26 protein-coding genes and 1 pseudogene are annotated in these 12,584 nt (G+C 50.7%); all 27 read left to right on the top strand.

The window, feature by feature from the left end:
• Positions 1-147: pseudogene (gene tuf / locus ACJ8IN_RS24005) on the top strand (elongation factor Tu); the annotation flags it as partial.
• Positions 148-279: 132 nt separating this feature from the next.
• On the top strand, positions 280-474 hold the full coding sequence (gene bfd, locus ACJ8IN_RS24000; RefSeq protein ID WP_015379266.1) for a bacterioferritin-associated ferredoxin: 195 nt from the start codon (positions 280-282) through the stop codon (positions 472-474).
• 73 nt (positions 475-547) lie between these two features.
• Entirely contained in the window at positions 548-1,027 is a 480-nt protein-coding gene (bfr, locus tag ACJ8IN_RS23995) for a bacterioferritin (RefSeq protein WP_033636255.1), read from the top strand.
• Between the two features lie 379 nt (positions 1,028-1,406).
• Positions 1,407-1,718, top strand: coding sequence for a 30S ribosomal protein S10 (gene rpsJ / locus ACJ8IN_RS23990; protein ID WP_001181005.1), 312 nt, complete (start codon positions 1,407-1,409; stop codon positions 1,716-1,718).
• Between the two features lie 32 nt (positions 1,719-1,750).
• On the top strand, positions 1,751-2,380 hold the full coding sequence (rplC, locus tag ACJ8IN_RS23985; RefSeq protein WP_015379265.1) for a 50S ribosomal protein L3: 630 nt from the start codon (positions 1,751-1,753) through the stop codon (positions 2,378-2,380).
• 10 nt (positions 2,381-2,390) lie between these two features.
• On the top strand, positions 2,391-2,996 hold the full coding sequence (gene rplD / locus ACJ8IN_RS23980; protein ID WP_004929779.1) for a 50S ribosomal protein L4: 606 nt from the start codon (positions 2,391-2,393) through the stop codon (positions 2,994-2,996).
• Entirely contained in the window at positions 2,993-3,295 is a 303-nt protein-coding gene (rplW, locus tag ACJ8IN_RS23975) for a 50S ribosomal protein L23 (protein WP_004951179.1), read from the top strand. The genes rplD and rplW overlap by 4 nt, the downstream gene beginning before the upstream one ends.
• 18 nt (positions 3,296-3,313) lie before the next feature.
• Entirely contained in the window at positions 3,314-4,138 is an 825-nt protein-coding gene (gene rplB / locus ACJ8IN_RS23970; RefSeq protein WP_004929775.1) for a 50S ribosomal protein L2, read from the top strand.
• A 14-nt stretch (positions 4,139-4,152) separates the two neighbouring features.
• Positions 4,153-4,431 (top strand): 30S ribosomal protein S19, encoded by a 279-nt coding sequence (rpsS, locus tag ACJ8IN_RS23965; protein ID WP_004929772.1) that lies wholly within the window; start codon positions 4,153-4,155, stop codon positions 4,429-4,431.
• Positions 4,432-4,445: 14 nt separating this feature from the next.
• Positions 4,446-4,778: a 50S ribosomal protein L22 gene (rplV, locus tag ACJ8IN_RS23960; RefSeq protein ID WP_002223844.1), complete on the top strand. Its 333-nt coding sequence runs from the start codon at positions 4,446-4,448 to the stop codon at positions 4,776-4,778.
• A 17-nt stretch (positions 4,779-4,795) separates the two neighbouring features.
• Positions 4,796-5,494, top strand: coding sequence for a 30S ribosomal protein S3 (rpsC, locus tag ACJ8IN_RS23955; RefSeq protein WP_004929766.1), 699 nt, complete (start codon positions 4,796-4,798; stop codon positions 5,492-5,494).
• Positions 5,495-5,506: 12 nt separating this feature from the next.
• A complete protein-coding gene (gene rplP, locus ACJ8IN_RS23950; protein WP_004929764.1) occupies positions 5,507-5,917 on the top strand; it encodes a 50S ribosomal protein L16 in 411 nt (136 codons plus the stop codon).
• The gene (rpmC, locus tag ACJ8IN_RS23945; protein WP_004929762.1) at positions 5,917-6,108 is read left to right on the top strand and encodes a 50S ribosomal protein L29; all 192 of its coding nucleotides are present in this window, start codon (positions 5,917-5,919) and stop codon (positions 6,106-6,108) included. The genes rplP and rpmC overlap by 1 nt, the downstream gene beginning before the upstream one ends.
• Positions 6,109-6,363: a 30S ribosomal protein S17 gene (rpsQ, locus tag ACJ8IN_RS23940; RefSeq protein WP_004929760.1), complete on the top strand. Its 255-nt coding sequence runs from the start codon at positions 6,109-6,111 to the stop codon at positions 6,361-6,363.
• 172 nt (positions 6,364-6,535) lie between these two features.
• Complete coding sequence (rplN, locus tag ACJ8IN_RS23935; protein WP_000613954.1) at positions 6,536-6,907, top strand: 50S ribosomal protein L14; 372 nt, start codon at positions 6,536-6,538, stop codon at positions 6,905-6,907.
• A 9-nt stretch (positions 6,908-6,916) separates the two neighbouring features.
• On the top strand, positions 6,917-7,231 hold the full coding sequence (rplX, locus tag ACJ8IN_RS23930) for a 50S ribosomal protein L24 (protein WP_004929758.1): 315 nt from the start codon (positions 6,917-6,919) through the stop codon (positions 7,229-7,231).
• A gap of 14 nt (positions 7,232-7,245) precedes the next feature.
• On the top strand, positions 7,246-7,785 hold the full coding sequence (gene rplE / locus ACJ8IN_RS23925) for a 50S ribosomal protein L5 (RefSeq protein WP_033636253.1): 540 nt from the start codon (positions 7,246-7,248) through the stop codon (positions 7,783-7,785).
• A gap of 13 nt (positions 7,786-7,798) precedes the next feature.
• The gene (rpsN, locus tag ACJ8IN_RS23920) at positions 7,799-8,104 is read left to right on the top strand and encodes a 30S ribosomal protein S14 (protein ID WP_004929754.1); all 306 of its coding nucleotides are present in this window, start codon (positions 7,799-7,801) and stop codon (positions 8,102-8,104) included.
• Positions 8,105-8,134: 30 nt separating this feature from the next.
• Complete coding sequence (gene rpsH, locus ACJ8IN_RS23915; RefSeq protein ID WP_004929753.1) at positions 8,135-8,527, top strand: 30S ribosomal protein S8; 393 nt, start codon at positions 8,135-8,137, stop codon at positions 8,525-8,527.
• Between the two features lie 14 nt (positions 8,528-8,541).
• Positions 8,542-9,075: a 50S ribosomal protein L6 gene (rplF, locus tag ACJ8IN_RS23910; RefSeq protein ID WP_004929751.1), complete on the top strand. Its 534-nt coding sequence runs from the start codon at positions 8,542-8,544 to the stop codon at positions 9,073-9,075.
• A gap of 9 nt (positions 9,076-9,084) precedes the next feature.
• On the top strand, positions 9,085-9,438 hold the full coding sequence (gene rplR / locus ACJ8IN_RS23905; RefSeq protein WP_004929748.1) for a 50S ribosomal protein L18: 354 nt from the start codon (positions 9,085-9,087) through the stop codon (positions 9,436-9,438).
• 14 nt (positions 9,439-9,452) lie between these two features.
• The gene (gene rpsE / locus ACJ8IN_RS23900) at positions 9,453-9,953 is read left to right on the top strand and encodes a 30S ribosomal protein S5 (protein ID WP_004929747.1); all 501 of its coding nucleotides are present in this window, start codon (positions 9,453-9,455) and stop codon (positions 9,951-9,953) included.
• Positions 9,954-9,959: 6 nt separating this feature from the next.
• The gene (rpmD, locus tag ACJ8IN_RS23895) at positions 9,960-10,139 is read left to right on the top strand and encodes a 50S ribosomal protein L30 (RefSeq protein WP_048232028.1); all 180 of its coding nucleotides are present in this window, start codon (positions 9,960-9,962) and stop codon (positions 10,137-10,139) included.
• A gap of 3 nt (positions 10,140-10,142) precedes the next feature.
• Positions 10,143-10,577: a 50S ribosomal protein L15 gene (gene rplO / locus ACJ8IN_RS23890; protein WP_004929742.1), complete on the top strand. Its 435-nt coding sequence runs from the start codon at positions 10,143-10,145 to the stop codon at positions 10,575-10,577.
• Between the two features lie 7 nt (positions 10,578-10,584).
• Entirely contained in the window at positions 10,585-11,916 is a 1,332-nt protein-coding gene (gene secY, locus ACJ8IN_RS23885) for a preprotein translocase subunit SecY (protein WP_004929740.1), read from the top strand.
• Positions 11,917-11,949: 33 nt separating this feature from the next.
• Entirely contained in the window at positions 11,950-12,066 is a 117-nt protein-coding gene (gene rpmJ, locus ACJ8IN_RS23880; RefSeq protein ID WP_002227352.1) for a 50S ribosomal protein L36, read from the top strand.
• Positions 12,067-12,214: 148 nt separating this feature from the next.
• On the top strand, positions 12,215-12,571 hold the full coding sequence (gene rpsM, locus ACJ8IN_RS23875) for a 30S ribosomal protein S13 (protein WP_004929734.1): 357 nt from the start codon (positions 12,215-12,217) through the stop codon (positions 12,569-12,571).
• Positions 12,572-12,584 lie beyond the last annotated feature (13 nt).

The following is a 12,584-nucleotide window of genomic DNA, read 5'->3' as shown; positions in this document are numbered from 1 at the left end:
GGCGTAGAGATGGTAATGCCAGGCGACAACGTGAACATGGTTGTAACCCTGATTCACCCAATCGCGATGGACGACGGTCTGCGTTTCGCAATCCGTGAAGGCGGCCGTACCGTTGGCGCGGGCGTTGTTGCTAAAGTTATCGCTTAATCGCGAATAATTTTTTCGACACAAAAAAGGGCACTTCGGTGCCCTTTTTTTATGCAATTTGTTTAAATCTTAATTGAAATAAAAACCATTCCCATTTAGACTCAGTGCATTGGTTAAGAAGTGAGTCTCTCTATGTATGTATGTCTGTGTAATGCGGTGACTGACAAAGCGATCCGTAATGCGGTGCGTCAGCACAATCCCCATACCATGAAGCAGCTGCGTGAACTTGTGCCGATTGGTACCGATTGTGGAAAGTGCATTCGTCAGGCAAGACAGATTATGGTGGAGGAACGCGGAACTATCATCCCAATGCATGAAGTTGCCTAACAAAGGGTAAGGTTATTTTTGACTCTTGGCTTACAGGTTCTACACTTTTAGAACTGGCCAGGAGGAATTACCTATGAAAGGCGATAAAAAGATCATTGCTCACCTCAACAAGCTGCTCGGTAACGAGCTGGTTGCCATCAATCAATATTTCCTGCACGCCCGCATGTTCAAGAATTGGGGGTTAATGCGCCTCAACGACAAGGAGTACCACGAGTCGATCGACGAAATGAAACATGCCGATCGCTACATCGAGCGTATCCTGTTCCTGGAAGGGATCCCGAACCTGCAAGATCTCGGCAAGCTGAACATCGGCGAAGACATTGAAGAGATGCTGCGTTCCGATTTGGCGCTGGAGCTGGCGGGTGCCAAAAACCTGCGCGAAGGTATCGCCTATGCCGACTCGATCCACGATTACGTCAGCCGCGATTTAATGATCGACATCCTGGCCGATGAAGAAGAGCATATCGACTGGCTGGAAACCGAGCTGGATCTGATCGCTCGCCTCGGTATTCAAAACTATGCCCAGGCTCAGGTTCTAGAGCGCAAAGAGTAAACCTGCCTTCTGTTCGTCATCGTTTCTCCTGCCGGCAACCGTTTTTACGGTGGGGCAGGGGAGCGTCCCTACCAAGCATAATTCATACCCTGTTTGCCGCCTTCATCTCGCGGCTGCATCTGAACGCGCAAAAATGACGATTTCCTGAGCATATTTCCAACTGCGGCTTGCTTCCTCGGCCATTTTGCGTATAATGCGCGGGCTTACCTAATCTTGGTAAGCCTGATTTTAGCGAATCAGTCGATTGGCAGGCCTTTTTTGCCTCTCGAACAATACTCCCGATATGGGGGTTATATGTTGACGATTACACTCCCCCATCAATCGAAATGGGTGTGAGGAGTAATTATTTACGTTTATAAATAATTGGAGCTCTGGTCTCATGCAGAACCAAAGAATCCGTATCCGCCTGAAAGCGTTTGATCATCGTCTGATCGATCAATCAACCGCGGAAATCGTCGAGACTGCAAAGCGCACTGGTGCGCAAGTCCGTGGTCCGATCCCGCTGCCAACTCGCAAAGAGCGCTTTACCGTTCTGATTTCTCCGCACGTCAACAAAGACGCGCGCGATCAGTACGAGATTCGTACTCACAAGCGTCTGGTTGACATCGTTGAGCCAACCGAGAAAACCGTTGATGCTCTGATGCGTCTGGATCTGGCTGCCGGTGTAGACGTGCAGATCAGCCTGGGTTAATCAGGTCATTGAGCGATTGAGAGGTTGAAACAATGATTGGTTTAGTCGGTAAAAAAGTGGGTATGACCCGTATCTTCACTGAAGATGGCGTTTCTATCCCAGTAACCGTAATTGAAATTGAAGCGAACCGCGTGACTCAGGTTAAAAGCCTGGACACCGACGGTTACCGTGCCGTTCAGGTTACCACCGGTAGCAAAAAAGCTAACCGTGTAACCAAGCCGGAAGCGGGCCATTTCGCTAAAGCTGGCGTTGAAGCTGGCCGTGGTCTGTGGGAATTCCGCCTGGAAGAAGGTCAAGAATTCGCTGCAGGTCAGGAAATTAGCGTAGAAATCTTCGCTGACGTTAAAAAAGTCGATGTTACCGGTACTTCTAAAGGTAAAGGTTTTGCTGGCACTGTTAAGCGCTGGAACTTCCGTACCCAAGACGCTACCCACGGTAACTCCTTGTCTCACCGCGTTCCGGGTTCTATCGGTCAGAACCAGACTCCGGGCAAAGTGTTCAAAGGCAAGAAAATGGCTGGCCACCTGGGTGATGAGCGCGTAACCGTTCAGAGCCTGGACGTAGTACGTGTTGACGCTGAGCGCAACCTGCTGCTGGTTAAGGGTGCTGTACCGGGCGCAACCGGTGGCAACCTGATCGTTAAACCAGCTGTGAAGGCGTAAGGGGATAGCAATGGAATTAGTATTGAAAGACGCGCAAAGCGCGCTGACTGTTTCCGAAACTACCTTCGGTCGTGATTTCAACGAAGCGCTGGTACACCAGGTTGTTGTTGCTTATGCAGCAGGTGCCCGTCAAGGTACCCGTGCTCAGAAGACCCGTGCTGAAGTAACTGGTTCCGGCAAAAAGCCATGGCGTCAGAAAGGCACCGGCCGTGCGCGTTCAGGTTCTGTAAAGAGCCCGATCTGGCGTTCAGGCGGCGTGACCTTTGCTGCTAAGCCACAGGACCACAGTCAGAAAGTAAACAAAAAGATGTACCGCGGCGCGCTGAAAAGCATCCTGTCCGAACTGGTACGTCAAGATCGTCTGATCGTTGTCGAGAAGTTCTCTGTAGAAGCGCCTAAAACTAAGCTGCTGGCACAGAAACTGAAAGATATGGCTCTGGAAGACGTGCTGATCGTGACCGGTGAACTGGATGAGAATCTGTTCCTGGCAGCTCGCAACCTGTACAAGGTTGACGTGCGCGATGTAGCAGGTATCGATCCGGTTAGCCTGATCGCCTTCGACAAAGTGGTTATGACTGCTGATGCTGTGAAGCAAGTTGAGGAGATGCTGGCATGATCCGTGAAGAACGTTTGCTGAAAGTGCTGCGTGCACCGCACGTATCTGAAAAAGCATCCGCTGCGATGGAAAAAAGCAACACCATCGTTCTCAAAGTTGCCAAAGACGCGACCAAAGCAGAAATCAAAGCTGCAGTGCAGAAACTGTTTGAAGTCGAAGTCGAAGACGTGAACACCCTGGTAGTTAAAGGGAAAGTGAAGCGTCACGGTCAGCGTGTTGGTCGTCGTAGCGACTGGAAAAAAGCTTACGTCACCCTGAAAGAAGGCCAGAATCTGGACTTCATCGGCGGCGCAGAGTAAGTCGGAGGAGTAAGAACAATGGCAATTGTTAAATGTAAACCTACATCTCCGGGTCGTCGCCACGTTGTTAAAGTGGTTAACCCTGAGCTGCACAAGGGTAAACCTTATGCCCCGCTGCTGGAAAAACTGAGCAAAAGCGGTGGTCGTAACAACAATGGCCGTATCACCACCCGTCATATCGGTGGTGGCCACAAGCAACATTATCGTCTGGTTGACTTCAAGCGCAACAAAGACGGTATCCCTGCTGTGGTTGAGCGTCTGGAGTACGATCCGAACCGTTCCGCGAACATCGCGCTGGTTCTGTACAAAGACGGCGAACGCCGTTACATCCTGGCGCCAAAAGGCCTGAAAGCTGGTGACCAGATTCAATCTGGCGTTGATGCTGCAATCAAAGCGGGTAACACCCTGCCGATGCGCAACATTCCAGTTGGTTCAACGGTTCACAACGTAGAAATGAAACCAGGTAAAGGCGGCCAGATGGCTCGCTCCGCTGGTGCCTACGTTCAGATCGTTGCTCGTGATGGTTCCTACGTAACTCTGCGTCTGCGCTCCGGCGAAATGCGTAAAGTTCCAGCTGATTGCCGCGCCACCCTGGGTGAAGTTGGTAACGCTGAACACATGCTTCGCGTTCTGGGTAAAGCAGGTGCTGCACGTTGGCGTGGTGTTCGTCCTACCGTTCGCGGTACGGCGATGAACCCGGTAGATCACCCGCACGGTGGTGGTGAAGGTCGTAACTTTGGTAAGCACCCGGTAACTCCGTGGGGCGTTCAGACCAAAGGTAAGAAGACCCGTAGCAACAAGCGTACTGATAAGTTCATCGTACGTCGCCGTAGCAAAAAATAATTAGAGGATAAGCCATGCCACGTTCTCTCAAGAAAGGTCCTTTTATTGACCTGCACTTGCTGAAGAAGGTAGAGAAAGCGGTGGAAAGCGGTGACAAGAAGCCTTTGCGCACTTGGTCCCGTCGTTCAACGATCTTTCCTAACATGATCGGTTTGACCATCGCTGTCCATAATGGTCGTCAGCACGTACCAGTGTTCGTTTCCGATGAAATGGTCGGTCACAAACTGGGTGAATTCGCGCCGACTCGTACTTATCGCGGCCATGCGGCTGATAAAAAAGCTAAAAAGCGCTAAGGTAGGAGGAAGAGATGGAAACTATCGCTAAACATCGCCACGCTCGTTCTTCTGCTCAGAAGGTTCGCCTTGTTGCTGACCTGATTCGCGGTAAGAAAGTGTCGCAAGCTCTGGAAACTCTGACCTACACCAACAAGAAAGCTGCTGGTCTGGTTAAGAAAGTGCTGGAGTCTGCCATTGCTAACGCAGAACACAACGATGGCGCTGACATCGATGATCTGAAAGTTACGAAAATCTTCGTAGACGAAGGCCCAAGCATGAAGCGCATTATGCCGCGTGCAAAAGGTCGTGCAGATCGCATCCTGAAGCGCACCAGCCACATTACTGTGGTTGTGTCCGATCGCTGAGACTCTGGAGACTAGCAATGGGTCAGAAAGTACATCCTAATGGTATTCGCCTGGGTATTGTCAAACCTTGGAACTCTACTTGGTATGCGAATACCAAAGAATTCGCTGACAACCTGGACAGCGACTTTAAAGTTCGTCAATTCCTGACTAAGGAACTGTCGAAAGCTTCCGTTTCTCGCATCGTTATCGAGCGTCCTGCGAAGAGCATCCGTGTGACCATTCACACTGCTCGCCCAGGCATCGTTATCGGCAAGAAAGGTGAAGACGTCGAAAAACTGCGCAAGGTCGTAGCGGACATCGCTGGCGTTCCTGCACAGATCAACATCGCCGAAGTCCGTAAACCGGAACTCGACGCTAAATTGGTTGCTGACAGCATCACTTCTCAGCTGGAACGTCGCGTGATGTTCCGTCGTGCTATGAAGCGTGCAGTACAGAACGCAATGCGTCTTGGCGCTAAAGGTATCAAAGTTGAAGTAAGCGGCCGTCTTGGCGGCGCTGAAATCGCACGTACCGAATGGTACCGCGAAGGTCGTGTTCCATTGCACACTCTGCGTGCGGACATCGACTACAACACATCTGAAGCGCACACCACTTATGGTGTAATCGGCGTTAAGGTATGGATCTTCAAAGGTGAGATCCTGGGTGGTATGGCTGCAGTTGAACAACCGGAACCGGCTGCTCAACCTAAAAAGCAGCAGCGTAAAGGCCGCAAGTAAGGAGAGTCGCTGATGTTACAACCAAAGCGTACAAAATTCCGTAAGGTGCACAAGGGCCGCAACCGTGGTCTGGCGCAAGGTACGGATGTTAGCTTCGGCACTTTCGGTCTGAAAGCTGTTGGCCGTGGCCGTCTGACTGCTCGTCAAATCGAAGCAGCTCGTCGTGCAATGACTCGTGCAGTTAAGCGTCAAGGCAAGATCTGGATCCGTGTATTCCCGGACAAACCGATCACCGAGAAGCCGCTGGAAGTGCGTATGGGTAAAGGTAAGGGTAACGTGGAGTATTGGGTTGCCCTGATCCAGCCTGGTAAGGTCCTGTACGAAATGGACGGCGTGCCAGAAGAGGTTGCCCGCGAGGCATTCAAACTGGCAGCAGCGAAACTGCCGATCAAAACCACCTTTGTAACTAAGACGGTGATGTAATGAAAGCACAAGAGCTGCGTGAAAAAAGCGTTGAAGAGCTGAATGCCGAGCTGCTCAACCTGCTGCGTGAGCAATTCAACTTGCGCATGCAGGCGGCCAGTGGCCAGCTGCAACAAACTCACCTGTTGAAACAAGTGCGTCGTGACGTCGCACGCGTTAAGACTTTACTGACTCAAAAGGCGGGTGTGTAAATGACTGAAGTTATCCGTACCCTGCAGGGTCGTGTTGTTAGCGATAAAATGGAGAAATCCATCGTTGTTGCTATCGAACGTACTGTGAAGCACCCGATCTACGGGAAATTCATCAAACGTACGACCAAGCTGCACGTACATGACGAGAACAACGAATGTGGTACCGGCGACGTGGTGGAAATCCGCGAATGCCGCCCACTGTCCAAGACCAAGTCCTGGACGCTGGTTCGCGTTGTAGAGAAAGCGATTCTGTAATAGAGTAGCTGGCTCTCACTTAATAAACGGCTCAGAAAATGAGCCGTTTATTTTTTCTACCCATACCAAGTAAGCGGTGTTATAATGCTGCGCCCTCGGTTATGGGGCTTTTCAACGGCCTAATTTTTACTTGGGTCTTTAAAGTAGTAGTTGACATTAGCGGAGCACTAAAATGATCCAAGAACAGACTATGCTGAACGTCGCCGACAACTCCGGTGCACGTCGCGTAATGTGTATCAAGGTTCTAGGTGGCTCGCACCGTCGCTACGCAGGCGTCGGCGACATCATCAAAATTACCATCAAGGAAGCAATTCCTCGCGGTAAGGTGAAGAAAGGCGATGTTCTGAAGGCGGTAGTGGTGCGCACCAAGAAGGGTGTACGTCGCCCGGACGGTTCTGTCATTCGCTTCGATGGCAATGCATGCGTTATTTTGAACAATAACAGCGAGCAGCCAATCGGTACGCGTATTTTTGGGCCGGTAACTCGTGAACTGCGTAATGAGAAGTTCATGAAAATTATCTCTCTGGCACCAGAAGTACTCTAAGGAGCGAACATGGCAGCGAAGATCCGTCGTGATGACGAAGTTATCGTGATTACCGGGAAAGACAAAGGTAAGCGCGGTAAAGTAAAAAATGTCCTGTCTGCTGGCAAGGTCATTGTTGAAGGCATCAACCTGGTTAAGAAACACCAGAAGCCGGTTCCGGCTCTGAACCAACCAGGCGGCATTGTTGAAAAAGAAGCTGCAATTCAGGTTTCTAACATTGCTATCTTCAACGCGGCTACCGGCAAGGCTGACCGTGTAGGCTTTAGATTCGAAGACGGCAAAAAAGTCCGTTTCTTCAAATCTAACAGCGAAACTATCAAGTAATTTGGAGTAATACGATGGCGAAACTGCATGATTACTACAAAGACGAGGTAGTCAAACAACTGATGTCTCAGTTTGATTACAACTCTGTCATGCAAGTCCCTCGGGTCGAGAAGATCACCCTGAACATGGGTGTTGGTGAAGCGATTGCTGACAAGAAACTGCTGGATAACGCCGCAGCGGACCTGACAGCTATCTCCGGTCAAAAACCGTTGATCACCAAAGCCCGCAAATCTGTTGCAGGCTTCAAAATCCGTCAGGGCTATCCGATCGGCTGTAAAGTAACTCTGCGTGGCGAACGCATGTGGGAGTTCCTTGAGCGCCTGATCTCCATTGCTGTTCCACGTATCCGTGACTTCCGTGGCCTGTCCGCCAAGTCATTCGATGGCCGTGGCAACTACAGCATGGGCGTGCGTGAGCAAATCATCTTCCCAGAAATCGACTACGACAAAGTCGATCGCGTTCGTGGTTTGGATATTACCATTACCACTACTGCGAAATCTGATGATGAAGGCCGCGCGCTGCTGGCTGCTTTTAACTTCCCGTTCCGCAAGTAAGGCAGGGTTACTGATGGCTAAGCAATCAATGAAAGCACGCGAAGTCAAGCGCGTGAAATTAGCTGACAAGTTCTTTGCAAAACGCGCTGAACTGAAAGCTATTATCTCTGATGTGAACGCATCCGATGAAGATCGTTGGAATGCCGTTCTCAAGCTGCAAACTCTGCCGCGTGATTCCAGCCCGTCTCGTCAGCGTAAACGCTGCCGCCAAACTGGCCGTCCACATGGTTATGTGGGCAAATTCGGGTTGAGCCGTATTAAGCTTCGTGAAGCCGCTATGCGCGGTGAAGTACCAGGCTTGAAAAAGGCTAGCTGGTAATTACCAATTGAATCACGGGAGTAAAGACAGATGAGCATGCAAGATCCGATCGCGGATATGCTGACCCGTATCCGTAACGGTCAAGCCGCGAACAAAGTTGCGGTCACCATGCCTTCCTCCAAGCTGAAAGTGGCAATTGCCAACGTGCTGAAGGAAGAAGGTTTTATTGAAGATTTCAAAATCGAAGGCGACGCCAAGCCTGTTCTGGAACTGGTACTGAAGTACTTCCAGGGCAAAGCTGTGGTAGAAAGCATTCAACGTATCAGCCGTCCAGGTCTGCGCATCTACAAGAAAAAAGATGAGCTGCCAAAAGTTATGGCCGGTTTGGGTATCGCTGTTGTTTCTACCTCTAAAGGTGTTATGACCGATCGTGCAGCTCGCCAGGCTGGTCTTGGTGGCGAGATTATCTGCTACGTAGCTTAATTCGGGAGGAAAGAATGTCTCGTGTTGCAAAAGCACCCGTCGTCATTCCTGCCGGCGTAGAGGTAAAACTCAACGGTCAGGTTATTTCGATTAAGGGTAAAAACGGCGAGTTGACTCGTACTATCCACGACGCCGTTGAAGTGAAGCAAGAAGCTAACGCACTGACTTTCGCTCCGCGCGAAGGTTTTGCTAACGCATGGGCTCAAGCGGGTACCACGCGCGCTCTGCTGAACGCAATGGTTGTTGGTGTTACCGAAGGCTTCACCAAAAAGCTTCAACTGGTAGGTGTTGGTTATCGTGCTGCCGTTAAAGGCAACGTGGTGAATTTGGCCCTGGGCTTCTCTCACCCTATCGATCACCAGCTGCCGGCAGGTATCACTGCTGAATGCCCAAGCCAAACTGAAATCGTGCTGAAAGGCGCTGATAAGCAGGTAATTGGCCAGGTAGCAGCAGATCTGCGTGCTTACCGTCGTCCTGAGCCTTACAAAGGCAAAGGTGTTCGTTACGCCGACGAAGTCGTGCGTACCAAAGAGGCTAAGAAGAAGTAAGGTAACACTATGGATAAGAAATCTGCTCGTATCCGTCGTGCGACCCGCGCACGCCGCAAGCTCCAAGAGCTGGGTGCAACCCGCCTGGTGGTACATCGTACCCCGCGTCACATTTACGCACAGGTGATTGCTCCAAACGGTTCTGAAGTACTGGTAGCCGCTTCTACTTTAGAAAAAGCTATCGCGGAGCAACTGAAGTATTCCGGTAACAAAGACGCAGCAGCAGCCGTAGGTAAAGCTCTGGCTGAGCGCGCGTTGGAAAAAGGGATTGCGAAAGTATCCTTTGACCGTTCCGGTTTCCAATATCATGGTCGAGTCCAGGCACTGGCAGATGCTGCCCGTGAAGCTGGCCTTCAGTTCTAAGGAAGAGGTTTAAGATGGCTCACATCGAAAAACAAGCTGGCGAACTGCAGGAAAAGCTGATCGCGGTAAACCGCGTATCTAAAACCGTAAAAGGTGGCCGTATTTTCAGCTTTACCGCACTGACTGTAGTTGGTGATGGTAACGGTCGCGTTGGTTTTGGCTACGGCAAAGCACGCGAAGTTCCAGCAGCGATCCAGAAAGCGATGGAAAAAGCCCGTCGCAACATGATGAACGTCGCGCTGAACAGCGGCACCCTGCAGCACCCTGTTAAGGGCGCTCACACGGGTTCTCGCGTGTTCATGCAGCCTGCTCATGAAGGTACCGGTATCATCGCGGGCGGTGCAATGCGCGCCGTTCTCGAAGTTGCTGGGGTGCACAACGTATTGGCTAAAGCTTATGGTTCCACCAACCCGATCAACGTGGTTCGTGCAACTATCGACGCTCTGGCGAATATGAAGTCTCCTGAAATGGTCGCTGCTAAGCGTGGTAAATCCGTTGCCGACATTCTGGGGTAATTGACCATGGCTAAGACTATTAAAGTTACACAAACTCGCAGCTCAATTGGCCGTCTGCCGAAGCATAAAGCTACTCTGCTCGGTCTGGGTCTGCGTCGTATTGGTCACACCGTAGAGCGCGAGGATACTCCTGCTGTTCGCGGTATGGTCAACCTGGTTTCCTACATGGTTAAAGTTGAGGAGTAACAGATGCGTTTAAATACTCTGTCTCCGGCTGAAGGTGCCAAGCATGCGCCTAAGCGTGTAGGTCGTGGTATTGGTTCTGGCCTGGGTAAAACCGGCGGCCGTGGTCACAAAGGTCAGAAGTCTCGTTCTGGCGGTGGCGTACGTCGTGGTTTCGAAGGTGGTCAGATGCCTCTGTACCGTCGTCTGCCGAAATTCGGCTTCACTTCACGCAAAGCGATGATCACGGCAGAAGTTCGTCTGTCTGAACTGGCTCTGGTTGAAGGCGATGTTATCGACCTGAACGCGCTGAAAGCCGCTAACGTAGTTGGTGTCCAGATCGAATTCGCGAAAGTTGTACTTTCTGGCGAAGTCGCTCGTCCGGTAACCCTGCGTGGTCTGCGTGTCACCAAAGGCGCTCGTGCTGCTATCGAGGCTGCTGGCGGTAAAATTGAGGAATAAGTAGCAGATGGCTAAGCAACCAGGATTAGATTTTCAAAGTGCTAAAGGCGGGCTCGGCGAGCTGAAGCGCAGACTTTTGTTTGTCATCGGCGCGCTGATTGTCTTCCGCATCGGCTCTTTCATTCCGATTCCTGGTATCGATGCCACTGTGCTTGCCAAATTGCTTGAGCAGCAGAGAGGCACTATCATTGAAATGTTTAATATGTTCTCTGGTGGTGCCCTCAGCCGTGCTTCTATCTTTGCTCTGGGGATCATGCCGTATATCTCGGCGTCGATCATTATCCAGCTGCTGACGGTGGTTCATCCAGCGTTGGCGGAAATCAAGAAAGAAGGGGAGGCTGGCCGTCGCAAGATTAGCCAGTACACCCGTTACGGTACGCTGGTATTGGCCATATTCCAGTCGATCGGTATTGCTACCGGTCTGCCGAATATGCCTGGTATGCAGGGCCTGGTGTTAAATCCAGGCTTTGCATTCTACTTTACTGCGGTTGTGAGCCTGGTAACCGGGACAATGTTCCTGATGTGGCTGGGTGAGCAGATTACTGAACGCGGTATCGGCAACGGTATCTCGATCATTATCTTCGCGGGTATTGTAGCGGGGCTCCCGCCGGCAGTGGCCCATACTATCGAGCAAGCGCGGCAAGGCGACCTGCACTTCCTCCTGCTGCTGTTGGTTGCAGTATTGGTGTTTGCAGTAACCTTCTTCGTTGTTTTCATCGAGCGTGGTCAACGTCGTATCGTCGTTAACTATGCGAAGCGTCAACAAGGTCGTCGTGTTTATGCAGCACAGAGCACACATTTACCGTTGAAAGTGAACATGGCGGGTGTTATCCCGGCGATTTTCGCTTCCAGCATTATTCTGTTCCCGGCCACGATTGCATCATGGTTTGGGGGCGGTACCGGTTGGAACTGGCTGACTACGATTTCGCTGTATTTGCAGCCAGGGCAACCGCTTTATGTGTTACTCTATGCGTCTGCAATCATCTTCTTCTGTTTCTTCTACACGGCGTTGGTCTTCAACCCGCGTGAGACAGCAGATAACCTGAAGAAGTCCGGTGCCTTCGTACCAGGAATTCGTCCGGGAGAGCAAACGGCGAAGTATATCGATAAAGTAATGACGCGTTTAACCCTGGTGGGCGCGATGTACATTACTTTCATCTGCCTGATCCCGGAGTTCATGCGTGATGCAATGAAAGTACCATTCTACTTTGGTGGTACCTCGCTACTGATCGTGGTTGTCGTCATCATGGACTTTATGGCTCAAGTGCAAACTCTGATGATGTCAAGTCAGTACGAGTCTGCATTGAAGAAAGCAAATCTGAAAGGCTATAACCGCTAGTCAGATTCGTTTGAGAAGTTACGGAGAGTAAAAATGAAAGTTCGTGCTTCCGTCAAGAAATTATGTCGTAACTGCAAAATCGTTAAGCGTAACGGTGTCGTTCGTGTGATTTGCAGCGCCGAGCCGAAGCATAAACAGCGTCAAGGCTGATTATCTCGCATATTTTTCTTGCAAAGTTGGGTTGAGCTGGCTAGATTAGCCAGCCAATCTTTTGTATGTCGCACTGCAACACTATTTGAGTATCCTGAAAACGGGCTTTTCAGAATGGTGTTGCTGTATAAAATAGTAGGAGTGCATAGTGGCCCGTATAGCAGGCATTAACATTCCTGATCATAAACATACCGTTATCGCCTTAACGTCGATCTTCGGTATCGGTAAAACCCGTTCACAGGCTATCTGTGCATCCACGGGTATTGCTGAAAATGTTAAGATCAGTGAGCTGTCTGAAGAGCAAATCGAAAAGCTTCGTGATGCAGTTGCCAAATACACCGTTGAGGGTGATTTGCGTCGTGAAATTACCCTGAGCATCAAGCGTCTTATGGACCTTGGTTGCTATCGTGGTTTGCGTCATCGTCGTGGTCTGCCGGTACGCGGTCAGCGCACCAAGACCAACGCTCGTACCCGTAAGGGTCCGCGCAAGCCGATCAAGAAATAATCGGGGTTATTGA

Source organism: Serratia sp. CY31944, assembly GCF_052169175.1.
Taxonomy (GTDB): domain Bacteria; phylum Pseudomonadota; class Gammaproteobacteria; order Enterobacterales; family Enterobacteriaceae; genus Serratia; species Serratia sarumanii.
Note: the sequence above shows the minus strand (reverse complement) of the source record. Positions and strands in the feature narration are given on the sequence as shown.

Bases quoted from the DNA above. Each gene is read 5' to 3' on its own strand.
- secY (WP_004929740.1), top strand. From the start codon at position 10,585: ATGGCTAAGCAACCAGGATTAGATTTTCAAAGTGCTAAAGGCGGGCTC.
- rplF (WP_004929751.1), top strand. From the start codon at position 8,542: ATGTCTCGTGTTGCAAAAGCACCCGTCGTCATTCCTGCCGGCGTAGAG.
- rpsQ (WP_004929760.1), top strand. From the start codon at position 6,109: ATGACTGAAGTTATCCGTACCCTGCAGGGTCGTGTTGTTAGCGATAAA.
- rpmJ (WP_002227352.1), top strand. From the start codon at position 11,950: ATGAAAGTTCGTGCTTCCGTCAAGAAATTATGTCGTAACTGCAAAATC.
- rplW (WP_004951179.1), top strand. From the start codon at position 2,993: ATGATCCGTGAAGAACGTTTGCTGAAAGTGCTGCGTGCACCGCACGTA.
- rplD (WP_004929779.1), top strand. From the start codon at position 2,391: ATGGAATTAGTATTGAAAGACGCGCAAAGCGCGCTGACTGTTTCCGAA.
- rpsE (WP_004929747.1), top strand. From the start codon at position 9,453: ATGGCTCACATCGAAAAACAAGCTGGCGAACTGCAGGAAAAGCTGATC.
- rplB (WP_004929775.1), top strand. From the start codon at position 3,314: ATGGCAATTGTTAAATGTAAACCTACATCTCCGGGTCGTCGCCACGTT.
- rpsN (WP_004929754.1), top strand. From the start codon at position 7,799: ATGGCTAAGCAATCAATGAAAGCACGCGAAGTCAAGCGCGTGAAATTA.
- bfr (WP_033636255.1), top strand. From the start codon at position 548: ATGAAAGGCGATAAAAAGATCATTGCTCACCTCAACAAGCTGCTCGGT.
- rpsC (WP_004929766.1), top strand. From the start codon at position 4,796: ATGGGTCAGAAAGTACATCCTAATGGTATTCGCCTGGGTATTGTCAAA.
- rpsS (WP_004929772.1), top strand. From the start codon at position 4,153: ATGCCACGTTCTCTCAAGAAAGGTCCTTTTATTGACCTGCACTTGCTG.
- rplE (WP_033636253.1), top strand. From the start codon at position 7,246: ATGGCGAAACTGCATGATTACTACAAAGACGAGGTAGTCAAACAACTG.
- rpmC (WP_004929762.1), top strand. From the start codon at position 5,917: ATGAAAGCACAAGAGCTGCGTGAAAAAAGCGTTGAAGAGCTGAATGCC.
- rpsJ (WP_001181005.1), top strand. From the start codon at position 1,407: ATGCAGAACCAAAGAATCCGTATCCGCCTGAAAGCGTTTGATCATCGT.
- rplR (WP_004929748.1), top strand. From the start codon at position 9,085: ATGGATAAGAAATCTGCTCGTATCCGTCGTGCGACCCGCGCACGCCGC.
- rplC (WP_015379265.1), top strand. From the start codon at position 1,751: ATGATTGGTTTAGTCGGTAAAAAAGTGGGTATGACCCGTATCTTCACT.
- rplN (WP_000613954.1), top strand. From the start codon at position 6,536: ATGATCCAAGAACAGACTATGCTGAACGTCGCCGACAACTCCGGTGCA.
- bfd (WP_015379266.1), top strand. From the start codon at position 280: ATGTATGTATGTCTGTGTAATGCGGTGACTGACAAAGCGATCCGTAAT.
- rpsH (WP_004929753.1), top strand. From the start codon at position 8,135: ATGAGCATGCAAGATCCGATCGCGGATATGCTGACCCGTATCCGTAAC.
- rplV (WP_002223844.1), top strand. From the start codon at position 4,446: ATGGAAACTATCGCTAAACATCGCCACGCTCGTTCTTCTGCTCAGAAG.
- rplP (WP_004929764.1), top strand. From the start codon at position 5,507: ATGTTACAACCAAAGCGTACAAAATTCCGTAAGGTGCACAAGGGCCGC.
- rplX (WP_004929758.1), top strand. From the start codon at position 6,917: ATGGCAGCGAAGATCCGTCGTGATGACGAAGTTATCGTGATTACCGGG.
- rplO (WP_004929742.1), top strand. From the start codon at position 10,143: ATGCGTTTAAATACTCTGTCTCCGGCTGAAGGTGCCAAGCATGCGCCT.
- rpmD (WP_048232028.1), top strand. From the start codon at position 9,960: ATGGCTAAGACTATTAAAGTTACACAAACTCGCAGCTCAATTGGCCGT.